The organism is Pseudoalteromonas sp. 4NS20-0020, assembly GCF_057554385.1.
Window position 1 is genome coordinate 35,588 of sequence record NZ_BAAJMI010000006.1, and the last position, 12,031, is coordinate 47,618.

9 protein-coding genes are annotated in these 12,031 nt (G+C 34.0%); 5 read left to right on the top strand and 4 right to left on the bottom strand.

From position 1 onward, the window contains the following. Positions 1-7: 7 nt before the first annotated feature. Positions 8-208, bottom strand: a complete 201-nt coding sequence (locus tag AC27JL_RS15685; protein WP_487196022.1) for a hypothetical protein — start codon at positions 206-208, stop codon at positions 8-10. A gap of 120 nt (positions 209-328) precedes the next feature. On the opposite strand from AC27JL_RS15685, the gene queD reads away from it, so the two are divergent. From queD to queC, 5 genes are read left to right on the top strand one after another with little or no spacing between them, the layout of a single operon-like run. Then, positions 329-691: a 6-carboxytetrahydropterin synthase QueD gene (gene queD, locus AC27JL_RS15690; protein WP_487196023.1), complete on the top strand. Its 363-nt coding sequence runs from the start codon at positions 329-331 to the stop codon at positions 689-691. A gap of 3 nt (positions 692-694) precedes the next feature. Then, entirely contained in the window at positions 695-1,654 is a 960-nt protein-coding gene (locus tag AC27JL_RS15695) for a hypothetical protein (RefSeq protein ID WP_487196024.1), read from the top strand. Further along, entirely contained in the window at positions 1,641-2,861 is a 1,221-nt protein-coding gene (gene dpdA / locus AC27JL_RS15700) for a tRNA-guanine transglycosylase DpdA (protein ID WP_487196025.1), read from the top strand. The genes AC27JL_RS15695 and dpdA overlap by 14 nt, the downstream gene beginning before the upstream one ends. Positions 2,862-2,878: 17 nt before the next feature. Next, positions 2,879-3,973, top strand: coding sequence for a DGQHR domain-containing protein DpdB (gene dbpB, locus AC27JL_RS15705; RefSeq protein WP_487196026.1), 1,095 nt, complete (start codon positions 2,879-2,881; stop codon positions 3,971-3,973). Between the two features lie 4 nt (positions 3,974-3,977). Further along, on the top strand, positions 3,978-4,637 hold the full coding sequence (gene queC, locus AC27JL_RS15710) for a 7-cyano-7-deazaguanine synthase QueC (protein ID WP_487196027.1): 660 nt from the start codon (positions 3,978-3,980) through the stop codon (positions 4,635-4,637). 184 nt (positions 4,638-4,821) lie between these two features. Here the strand turns inward: queC and dpdD are convergent, their stop codons facing one another. The 3 genes from dpdD to dpdJ are packed head-to-tail and all read right to left on the bottom strand — an operon-like array spanning position 4,822 to position 12,024. Beyond that, a complete protein-coding gene (gene dpdD, locus AC27JL_RS15715) occupies positions 4,822-7,011 on the bottom strand; it encodes a protein DpdD (protein WP_487196028.1) in 2,190 nt (729 codons plus the stop codon). Then, on the bottom strand, positions 6,998-7,600 hold the full coding sequence (gene dpdK, locus AC27JL_RS15720) for a phospholipase D-like domain-containing protein DpdK (RefSeq protein WP_487196029.1): 603 nt from the start codon (positions 7,598-7,600) through the stop codon (positions 6,998-7,000). Before dpdK ends, dpdD begins: the two co-directional genes overlap by 14 nt. After that, positions 7,597-12,024, bottom strand: a complete 4,428-nt coding sequence (gene dpdJ / locus AC27JL_RS15725) for a protein DpdJ (protein WP_487196030.1) — start codon at positions 12,022-12,024, stop codon at positions 7,597-7,599. The genes dpdK and dpdJ overlap by 4 nt, the downstream gene beginning before the upstream one ends. Between the last annotated feature and the right edge of the window lie 7 nt (positions 12,025-12,031).

Genomic DNA, 12,031 nt, shown 5'->3' on the forward strand with positions numbered 1-12,031 from the left:
ATGTCTGTCAGTATACTGAGATGGTTTTTACAATTTTATTAATTTCATCCTCAGAAATTACATTAATCATTTCTCTAATCAAATTATGGTCTATTTCAAAACCTAAAGCTTCTTTTGCTAAATTAACGGCCTCTTCTTTACATCCGTGATGATCATTTTGAAGTGTAAGAATAATTTTTACAAAGGCTTTTTTATGCTCTAATTTCATGATTTCACCATTTTTAAGTAGGCATATAACTATATCAAAATTCGAATCTTTGACAATCTATAGTAGTGGCTGGCGCTAAAATACTAGTGTACAATGTGGTTTGAATTAATGGAGAAGTAAATGAATAGTACAATTTATAAAGACTTTATGTTTGAAGCTGCACATAGGTTACCACATGTTCCCGATGGGCATAAGTGTGGAAGACTTCATGGACACTCTTATAAAGTACGTATTTATCTTGAAGGTGTGGTAAATGAGAATACAGGGTGGTTTATTGATTTTTCTGATATAAAAAAAATATTTAAGCCTATATATGAACAATTAGATCATCATTACCTTAATGATATAGAAGGCTTAGAAAACCCTACAGCAGAAATAGTTTCAAAATGGATATGGGATCAGTTAAAGCCGTTACTCCCTGAACTATCAGCCATCGAATTGATGGAAACCTGTACCTGTGGTGTGATTTACAAAGGTCTATAATTTTTGAAAATTCATTTAATTACTAACTGCACCAGTAGAAAATTACATAAATTAACAAGTAAAGTACATCTTAAGGATATTAGTAAAGATGCTATTTCTCCCTCAGAAAATTGGACAAAGATTCTGAGTAAACAAGTAGATTTATTACCTGCTCTAGATGCTTATGCTGGAGATCATTGGGCAAAAGTTAAAGATATTGAGCGCTTAGGTGCCTCTTTGTGGATTGTTTCGGCTGGGTATGGGCTAATTTCAGCGGATACCAAAATATGTTCATATAATGCTACTTTTAATTCAAATGATGAAAATTCAGTATCTAAATTTTACTCTAAAGAGAATTTAAAAGAAAAAAATCGATGTTGGTGGAAAGATATTCATAAGGGAAGAGAGAGCTCTATTGAGAAAATATATTTTGATCACCCAGGTGACATTTTTTTTATTGCTTTACCTCCTAATTACCTAAAGGTTATTGAGCCAGAATTAGATAATCTTGCTTCATGTGGAGTAATAAATCTTCACAACACATATATTTTCTCAAGTAAGCAGGATTTATCTTTATCTTTAAAAGAATGTTTTTATCAAGCTAAGGAAGACTTTTGTGAGCAGCTAGGAGGGAGTCGCGTTTCTCTAATTATCAGGCTAGCTAGATATATATTTAAAGGCCTTTCTTTAAAAGAGCCTACCTATCCTCAGGTACAAAAAATGTATAATGCGTTGCTACTAGGGTCATCTCCAGTTAAACATATAAATAGAAGAAAAATGACAGATAAAAATGTTATTGATTTCATCCTAACTGAATTAAACGATAGTACACTAACTAAGATTTCTACTACTAAACTACTAAAAAAAATGAGAGATCAAGGTATGGGGTGCGAACACAAAAGGTTCAGTAAGATATATAGTGAATTATTAGTTGAAATAAAAAATACAAACTTTCGAGAGGTAAGTAAAAATGGCAAAAGTTAAGTTTTTTTTTCCAGATAGTCATGATTACGTAGATCCTACCTTTGATTTTATAAAAGAAACTAATAATGAGCATCGAGTTATCCAAAGAGATGATAAATACGCGCATGAGTTATTCAGTAAACCAGTATATGATGGGATATTAGTTTCTAAAGCTATTGTCGATGGTTTAAATGGTGTTAAAGGTAGGTACTCGGTAGCTCAACGACAGCGTTTTTTCCGTGAAGGTGTTTATAAATTCTTCAGGTTACCCAAATCATATGAAACTATGGGCGATTGTGGGGCTTTTAGTTATGCAAAAGAGTATGAACCACTATATACAATTGATGAAGTGAATGAGTTCTATGTGAATTCAGGGTTTACAAATGGTATATCGCTAGATCATATTATTTTTGACTTTGAAAGTACTAAGAAAAAAGTTATTAACGAACAACTTAAAGAATGCCAAAGACGTCAAGAGATTACTCTAACGCTCGCCAATGATTTTTTAAAAGCTAATACTAAATTGAATTTTGTTCCTTATGGGGTTGCTCATGGGTGGAACCCTGAGTCTTATGCTAGTTCAGTTATAGCTTTACAGAAAATGGGTTATAAAACGATTGCCTTAGGTGGAATGATACCATTAAAGAGTACTGAAATATTATCTGTCTTAAAGCATGTAAATGATATAAGAAATAAAGATACCAAATTTCATCTTTTAGGTATTAATCGATTAGATTTCATAACAGAATTTGCTAAATTTGGAGTTACTTCATTTGATAGTACTTCACCTTTAATGAAAGGGTTGAAAGATGATAAATTCAATTATCATACCCATCAAGATGACTATACTTCAATTGGCCTACCACAAGTTGATGCCAACCATAATATGCGTAAATTAGTTAAAACAGGTGCTATCGATCAAAATGAGGCCTTTGATTTAGAAAAAGATTGTTTAAATGCAGTCGTACAATTTGATTTGGGTAATATATCGAAAGAAAGTCTTTTAAATAAATTAGTTAATTATGAAAAACTTTATAGCCCTGAATCGTCAAGAATAGATGCAATGAACAAAGTGCTAACTGATAAGCCTTGGAAAAAGTGTCCCTGCGAAATATGTCAAGAAATTGGTATACATACGTTACTAAAACGAGGTGCGGCGCGAAATAGAAGAAGAGGTTTTCATAATTTGTATATTGCTTATGAAAAACTTCAAAGAGAATTGAATTAAATCGAACGGAATTAATAATGAATTATATAAACGTACCAGCACTAAAAATAGAACAAGGTCCAGGAAGATCACTATTTAGCTTTGCAATTAGAGGTAAGGAAATTCAGTCTATAGCTTCTATTTCAAGGGTAAAGAGACATGAAGACGAATTGATTGGTTACCAAAGACCTGAAGTGTCAAATCATATAGGTGAAATTAAGCGTTATTTAGAATCTGATAATCCTATGATTCCAAATGCTTTAGTTATAGCATTTAATAAAACGGTTAAGTTTATTCCTTCGGCAGATAATAATAATTTTGGTGAATTAGTCATACCAATTACAAGTTTCGACGCAGACAAACCTGGTCTAATTGTTGATGGTCAACAACGTGCAGCAGCGCTAAGAGAAGCTGAAATTGACACGTTTCAAATGCCCGTTAACGCGTTTATCACTGATGATGCCCAAGAACAGAGAGAACAGTTCATACTAGTGAATTCAACAAAGCCTTTACCAAAAGGTTTAATTTATGAGTTACTACCATTTACAGAAACTAAATTATCAGCAGGATTACAAAAAAGAAGATTCCCAGCAAAAATATTGAATGAATTAAATCATAATCAAAGTTCTCCATTTTATAAAATAATACAAACAGCCACCAACCCTGCTGGTGTTGTAAAAGATAATTCGATACTAAAGTTAATAGAAGCTAGTCTTGCAGAAGGAGCTTTATACAATTATAGAGATCCATCCACAGGTAAAGGCGATTTCAAATTAATGATAGAAATATTATCTAATTATTGGAGTGCAGTGAGAGATGTTTTTCCAGAAGCCTGGGGTAAAAAGCCGAAGGATTCTAGACTGATGCATGGCGCAGGTATGTCTGCTTTAGGTCATCTTATGGATGCTATTTTTGATAGATACCATACAGACGAACAGTTAGAAACTGTTACCTACGAGCAGTTCAAAGCAGACTTAGAAAAAATGCAAGTATATTGTAAATGGACTAATGGTTATTGGGATTTCGGTTCTGAAGATAAAGTTAAATGGAATGAGCTACAAAATATTACAAGAGATATACAAAAGCTAACTAATTATTTGTTGCGAAAGTACAGGGTTGAAGTTTGGAACTAAAGTTATGAAAAAAATAGTAGTTATATATTCTGGAGGCATGGACTCTTTTACGGCTTTAAACAAAGCAGTAAAAGAAGGTTTTGATGTGTATGCACTGTCTTTCGATTATGGTCAAAAGCATAATAAAGAGCTTATTTATGCACAAAATGTGTGTAATGAACTTAATGTTCCACACAAAATTTTAGATATAAGATCCATATCGACATTATTTACCGGTTCGTCATTAGTTTCAGACGACATTAATGTCCCTGATGGCCATTATGAAGCAGAAAATATGAAATCGACTGTTGTGCCGAACCGAAATATGATTCTCATATCCTTAGCCATTGGTTACGCTGTAGATATCGAAGCTGAAGGTGTTTGGTACGGTGCTCACTCTGGTGACCATTTAATTTATCCAGACTGTCGACCAGAGTTCGTGAAAGTAATGGATCAAGCTTCTAAAGTTGCAAATTTTGAACCTGTTTATGTTCATGCTCCATATTTAAATACTGATAAAATAGGTATTCTTAAAGATGGCATTAAAATGGACCTAGACTACTCTAAGACATGGACATGTTATAAAGGACAGGAAAAAGCCTGTGGGACATGTGGTTCTTGTGTTGAAAGATTGGAAGCTTTTGAGTTGAACAATTGTACAGATCCGATCAAATACTTAAACTGAATATGTCATTATCCGCCTATCTTAATACTTATATTTAAATTGAATAGGCGGGCATTGTATATGTCTACAAGTAAACTAAAAGATATATCACATCTGAATGAACTGTTCTTGTAAAGGTTTACATATTGTATATTTTCATTGCTTCTGTTTCTTATTAAGGAATTACCAAAAAATCACGTATTAGCTAATTAATGAAGTCTGTTAACGCTCTTATAATTGAAGAACTACCTTTACCATCACAATAGATAATATCTTTATTAATAGCCTTAACTGCATAATATGATTGGTGCGCTGCACTCTTATTACAGAAAATAAAATAGTCTGCACTTGAAGCAAGATTCTTCAACTTATCTGTAGCGACTTTATCATGGTTCAGTTTAACAAGAACTCCTGGAAATAAGCTCTGTAACATTTCAGCAGCCCGTTGTCCTGCTTTCTCGGTAAGTGTTGATATACCGATTAGCTTATCTTCTAAAGAAACTTTTGTTTCTTCATTAGAGGAACTGTCTTCAATCACTAAATGATCAAAAGACTTATTTTCTGGTGCTATGTGTTTATCTAGCCATTTAAGAACTGTTTGTAGTTCAAAATCAATATCAGACCAATGAGTTATCGAATATTGGCATATGCCATTCCATAGTGGATATCTCAATACTTCCGGTGACTTTATTGCATAATCAAATAACATTTCGCTAAATTCAATAATGACAGGTAGTGATTTTCGACTTATTTCCACTTTTACAACAACCTCAAAAGCTTCTATTGCAGACGAGTACTGTTCTTTAGAATGAGGTGTATTGAGTAAGCCTTGAATTAAGTCTCTCATCAAGCCAATAGTTATGTATGAAGTTTCATCATCCATTGCAATTAGTTCAATAAGTCCCAACCAAAAAGTGCTTGTGGTTTCTACCTTGTTATCATCTAACCAACTTAGTAAATGAGGTGCTATATTTCGAATACTCTCGGCATCTGCTGAAGTTGATATTGCCTCAGTAATAAATTTAATATCGAAGTCGCAAGGTTGCCATTCACTTATTAAATCAAAGTTAATAAGATCCCCACTTGCATAGAGTTTAAACCAGTCATTCCAAGAGTTAATAACTGAGCTCTTAGTGACTGCTGCGGGTTCAACAACCTCACTTTCTTCAATAATTTCCGGTTCATTATTATTACCATATATATAATCTTCTAATGAACTCCATAACTTCCTAAAGGGAGCCGACGCTTTTGTTTTTTGACGAATATCAAAAGGAAGCTCTTCTAGCCAACTAAATATTTCATTAACCTCAGAAGGCATACATGCCTTTGAGTAATCAAGAACTTGAGCAACTACATCAAGACTTATAGGGCTATCTAATAAAGCTTGAAGTTTTGATGAATCTATTGAGAAAGCCTTACGAGTTTCAATGAAGGATTCAACTTTTCCAAATAACTCACTCACCCACTCTTCTGTAATAAAGCTAGGTAAAAATGACACGATGTCGTTTTTGTTAATTCCAATACTGACAGCCAAAGCAGACCAAGCTTCCCAGTCCTCTTTATATTTATATTCTTCTTTCAGTCTGGGTTTAGAAAGCAAAAACGATTCATAATCGACTAAATTAGTTTTTAAACCAACCCAATCTACGTTTGATAGATCAGTTAAATCTAAATGGTTAACATGCATCAATGCACGAATTAATAAATGGTAGATTCTCGTTGGAACTATACCGGCTAAATAATCAGGTAAACTCTCATGTTCAAGTATTGCATTCCATGATGCATTAATAGCCAAGGATTGAAGTTCAAGACCAACTAGGTTTCTATGGCTTAACTTACCAGAGCCTTTAGCTTCATTATAGAAAGTAGATGTACTATCGCCATCACCTTCACGGCTTGCTACAAAGAAATCACGTAGAATGCGTCCTATTGGACGTAACCTTACACTGGCAAAGTTAGGCTTTTCTTCAAATCGGGCAGAGACTTCATTTAACGTTTTAACTATATAACTAGTATCTTCCTTAAAGTTGTCGGTATTAACTTGAGTGAACCTGATTACACCGTGCGATTGATTAAATAATAATGGCTGTTCAAACTTAAGGTCGGGTGACTTTATTATTTCATAAGATGAGGTATGTGAAGATCCTAATCCGTAATATAAGCAGTTCTTCAACTCGTTTAATGATTTTTTGTCTGGGCACATACCATAGAAGTACAATTGACCATTTACATAAGCCGGTAAAAAGAATGGAGTTTTAGATTCCAAATTGCGTATAGACTTTAACAATAATAAATTTATAGAGTCAGAGATTTCTTCCACGGGTTTCTCAAATTCAATTGCATTCTCGGCTGTAAAAAAGTCTACAAACCAAGATGGATAGTTAGAAAAAGTCATGTTCATCATCCTCATCTTCTTCAATTTCAATAACTGGATTTTCTATCGCTTTTATTTTTTGTTGATAGTTTTTAAAATAAAGATTATTGAAATCAATCCTAGTGGTTGAAATTTGATGGGTATCACCTGAAATAGTGACTAACTCGTCATTTCTATTTGCACCTGAAAAAGTAAAGTTCATTGAACCATCAAAAAAACACGACTCTGTAACTAACCCTTTAATATGCACTTTTTCTGATATCTCAAACCTAAATCCTTCTTCATTGAGAAGCTTGTTTTTCAATAGGTTAAGTGCAGAATCATTTGTTTTAGTCTCATTAACTACAAGGTTGAGTTTACAACCATTCAGCACAGCTGTTTCTAATAACTCTATAAAGGTAATCATTCTATTACCCCAACTCGCATTAAGGTAACTCCAATTTCCAGAGCGATTATCGAGTATTTCAAAATCAGTAAACCAGGCTGTTACTAACCATATTTCTTGCGGTGATAGTATTAGCCCTGCAAAAGTACTTCCTAAAACCTCTTTTAAATGTCGCTTACCTAATGGCGTGTTTGTTAATATTTTACGAGAATTAGAATTAATCATTGAATAGCCTCCGCCAGTTCGACAAACAATATGATTTCCCCTAACTGCCTATCAATTCTATTCACTCTAATGTGGAAGAACATGCCCAGTTGGTCTATCTGAATTGTATTTATCTTTAATATAATTTGATTCAATTTAGATAAGTGTTCTGATGAAATTACAAGTTTAACTATTCCTTTACGTATAATTGCTTTATGTAATTCAACCTCCCAGTTATTTCCATAATTTATGATTTCGCCATTACCTGATATCATTTGCTCTACAAGTAACCTTTCTGTTCTATTATTTCCATTCAAGAAACGGTTATAAAACTGCGTACTTGATTGTCGTATAACATTACCTCTAGGCCATAACTGTCCGATAACTTTATCTTTTAGCTTGTTTATAGTTACATTGGTATCAGATGTGATTTCTTTAGCGATTAAAAATGATGCTATGTTTAAAGGGATCTCTATTTTTAACTCTTTTTCAATTTCTCTCCATCTATCCATCCAGTTCTTTAAATCTTTATCTGTTTCTTTAGAGCTGCCGGCCTTTAATACTCGAGTATGAAGTATGCTATTGAAGTTGTGAGATAAGATGACTCCCATCTTTCTTAAGTTGTCATTAATCGTTGAATTGGCTTTAACTCGTGCACTAAATTTTTGTGAGTCTCTATGAGCCTTAAAAGAAGACTTTAAGTTTTCGTCACACTCTAGTTTTGATAATAATTGATGAATGTCGAAGTCAACTTGTTCATAATCACCTGCCTGAAAACTCCTAGAAAAATGATTTAGAATATTAAGAGGATCACTACTGTATACGTTCTCAAACCTATTAATTATACCCACACCACCAGACTCATTCTCAGTTAACCAAATAGTTAAGTCATCACCCATCCATACCGGATCTACATTTAAATCATTATCACCAACATCTGGTAATACCGTACTTACCAACTGATTAATGCCTCCAGAGAGGGTATTTGACATTAATATTCTCAACCATGAAATATACGAATCACCTGACAATTCAGTGTATAAAGGGGTTAATAAGTTACTAATTTCACCAATAATTAAATCGTTCGATAAAAGGGAAATCAACTCACTTTGTAACGCCTGCTCTTCATCTTCGTCCTCACTTAATACATTCAATTGAAATAATTCTAGAGGGATAGTATTTAGTAACTCTCGTCCTTCTTTTGAACTCAAAAACGTAATAGAGTCTTGAAGAGATAAGTTTTTTTGCGTTGAAATGAATATCACTGTGGTAGTAACACACTCAAATACCCAATTTGCTTGAAATGTATTATTAAAAATAGAAGAATTTACAAAGCAATCTTGAACAAAAGAAAAGCGTAAAGAAGATTCAACGTTTTCATTTGTCCCTAAACTAAGTAACTGCTCATCTGAGAATGTAAAGTTCCACCTCATTCCATCGACAAATAGAATAGTCCCAATACCAACTGATTCACCTTGTTCTTGCCAATTTAATTTAATATTTGATGCTTCCTTAGTCTTAAATTTAATCTGAGCATTAGATCCCGTTGTATACCTTGTAACCTCAATTGGTTGCATATGTTTGTGCTCAAAAAAACAAACATTACTTAAATGACGTTTCCAGTCACAATTAGCAGGAAGTGACAGTTGATGCTTGTCTTCATCAATTTCAAATATGCTCTCCCAGTTCAAAAAAGCATTACTTGTTTCTGTAACATTCTTTAGTTCAAGTCGTTTCGTTAGTATCTGCCTTGGTTGATAGATTTTCATCTGAGTACCAGGCTTATAAATTATTTCTTTAATAAAGTCTTTATTTAGTCCAAAAGCATCTTCAACTTCGAAGTCTATTTCATAATCAACTCCTACCTCTGGCTCAAAACCTTCAGGGACTAGCCAATCAGTTTCATAACGGTTATTTAATGTAAATCGTTTCGAAATTCTTCCCGGAGCATATTCTTTTAATCCCTGAAAGAACCCCATACTTTGCAATTCCTGAGTTCTCGCCTCTCTACTCCCTCTAAGTAACGAGATATCAAGTGACGGGAGAATTAGTTCGCTAAATAATGTAGCCGGTATAAACTCAGGCATAGGAGAACCTTTGCTTTGAACACCTAACCACTCTTGCCCGTTTACAGACCAATTTGTACGTAGCTTTTGTAATAAACTAGGTAAAAAGTCCATTAATAAAGAACGCGGAGGTTGCCAATAAAGCTTTTCAACCTCCAGACGATTAATTCCAAGTGATGAGGCTAAATATGCTGTTAGTGCATTCCTGTTACATGAACTATCTAGCAAGATATTTATAGTCTTTTCTAATTTAGATAAATATTTTTTATTATTTAAGTGCTTATTCGGGTTCCTAAGATAATACCAAATACTTCCTTTACCAACCTCTTTACCTAGCCACTCCAAAGTAGCCAAGCTTGCTTGCATTTTTTGAATATGGTTATTTCCAACAGGCAGTTTGTTCACTTTAATTTCTGGGTCTACCAAACTTTCATATCGATGAAACGCTACTCTGTCACGTCCATAATCAGAAAGGACTGTAACCATCCAAGGTCTCATACCTCGAGTTCTTCCTGCACGCCCTTTTCTTTGAAGATATGATGCTACGCCCCTTGGTGCTTTATGTTGAATAACCGCCCCAACCTTAGAGTCGTTATATCCAACTTCTAAGGAGGCTGTTGCAACAATAATTTCAGCCGTTTCACTTACCCCTGAATCTTGGCTTGAAGTTCGACCTACTTCTGCACGGTCATCTTCATCTATACTATGTCCAATATATTCACAATTCGACCAATCTTGACCAAGTAACTGAATCTGTTCTTGATTCGGTGGATAATTGTCATGTTTGGGGCTTCTTAAAAATGCTAACGGTTTAGATTCAGGAGTAAGTTTTTTAAATGCATGATTCCAGCCCTCGGCATCTGCAATCATTTCAAAAAGTCGGTTATTAACATCTAAATCATCCGTAAAAACAAACGTTTTGGTACCGAAGGTACCCTTTGATGCCGGTTCTTTACTGCTATTACTATCTAACAAACGCCGGGTTAACATGGATGCTTGAATTGTTGTTGATAAAAGTGCTGATTGAGAGACGGGATCGCCTCGCAAAGCCAATAGATATTCAGCACCTTCCTCTATGATTTCTGAAGGTAGAGGTTCAATTAACTCAACATTATGTTTTGCTGTTCCTGTTAAACTGCCAAAAAAACCAGCTGCGTCACTAAGGGTTGCTGATAGTCCAACAAAGTGGGGGCTATTGTCTGAACGCTTCATCCACCGTTTAAGTAAATAGGACGTTTGGGCACCTGTTGTGCCTTCATAGGTATGAACTTCATCAAGTAGAACTAGTGGGATTGGCTTGTTAGTATCAACGCCGAAAAGATGATTATATTTACTGTTTGCTAGATGTTGGTTTAACATCTCAGTAGTTGTAAAAAGAATATCTGGTTCCGAAGATTGTCGAGTTAGTGCAACCTCATCATCATTAATTTTATTTCCACAGCGACTACAAGTCAGTATTTCTTTCTTTAATTTTACATCTTCTTCTAACCACTTTAAATTTCCAGAGCATTTACACATTAATAAATCAAAATCAATGGCATTAAACTTGAGCTTATCATTTAAGTAATCACCATCTAATGTATCACCAAAAAAAGTACCTATTTTAATTTTCCGTTTATTATTAGTTAACAAGTAATCATCTAATAGTCTTGCTTGTTTAAACGTTTCATTATATTGGTCTTTAAGTAGTTCTTTTCGAGGATAGATTGCTAATATTTGAACTCGATTACTTTGATCATTGCAAATATTTTGTGATAGTTGTGTCAAAGCTGGTAAGTAAAAGGAAAGAGTTTTACCACTACCAGTTCCTGAACACACAATAGTGCCCGAAGGTTGATTCGGTCTTGAACTAGACATGTGTTTTGAGTACTTATCTAATACTCTTTCTGTAGCTCTTATTTGAAACCTTGAGAGGTTGAATGATTTACTACCTTCACCTAATAATGAAAGCAATACTTGACTGTGCTCATTAGGCAGATTCAATTTTTCTTTTAGTTGGCTAATAGCCAATGAAGATGCCACGTTTCTGTTAGGATATTGGCGGGGGCGACGAATAAAACGAAAGTCGGAGACTAAGGTTTTGGCACTTCTTAAATCTTGGCCATGAAACCATTGCCTTAAATTGCTATATAGATAAATTGCTTCGGCCATTCGAGAACGATAACCGTCAACAGTATAAGGCGATTTTACTTCTACAATTAGACTTTGCTCACATAACTCCTCAAATATCTCTTCCCAATCAGATGGTGTTCGTAACTTTATGAGTTCTATAATTTCACTCTTATTAAAATAAAAGCTCGTGTCACCCCATGTTAATAATTTAATTTCTTTTTCTTCAATCAAATCAAGACAAGATAAAAGTAGGCTTTGTTCAATCATAATTCCC

Excerpts from the sequence above, each read along its gene's own strand:
- queC (WP_487196027.1), top strand. The coding sequence starts at position 3,978 with ATGAAAAAAATAGTAGTTATATATTCTGGAGGCATGGACTCTTTTACG.
- AC27JL_RS15685 (WP_487196022.1), bottom strand. The coding sequence starts at position 208 with ATGAAATTAGAGCATAAAAAAGCCTTTGTAAAAATTATTCTTACACTT.
- dpdJ (WP_487196030.1), bottom strand. The coding sequence starts at position 12,024 with ATGATTGAACAAAGCCTACTTTTATCTTGTCTTGATTTGATTGAAGAA.
- dpdA (WP_487196025.1), top strand. The coding sequence starts at position 1,641 with ATGGCAAAAGTTAAGTTTTTTTTTCCAGATAGTCATGATTACGTAGAT.
- dpdK (WP_487196029.1), bottom strand. The coding sequence starts at position 7,600 with ATGATTAATTCTAATTCTCGTAAAATATTAACAAACACGCCATTAGGT.
- queD (WP_487196023.1), top strand. The coding sequence starts at position 329 with ATGAATAGTACAATTTATAAAGACTTTATGTTTGAAGCTGCACATAGG.
- dpdD (WP_487196028.1), bottom strand. The coding sequence starts at position 7,011 with ATGACTTTTTCTAACTATCCATCTTGGTTTGTAGACTTTTTTACAGCC.
- dbpB (WP_487196026.1), top strand. The coding sequence starts at position 2,879 with ATGAATTATATAAACGTACCAGCACTAAAAATAGAACAAGGTCCAGGA.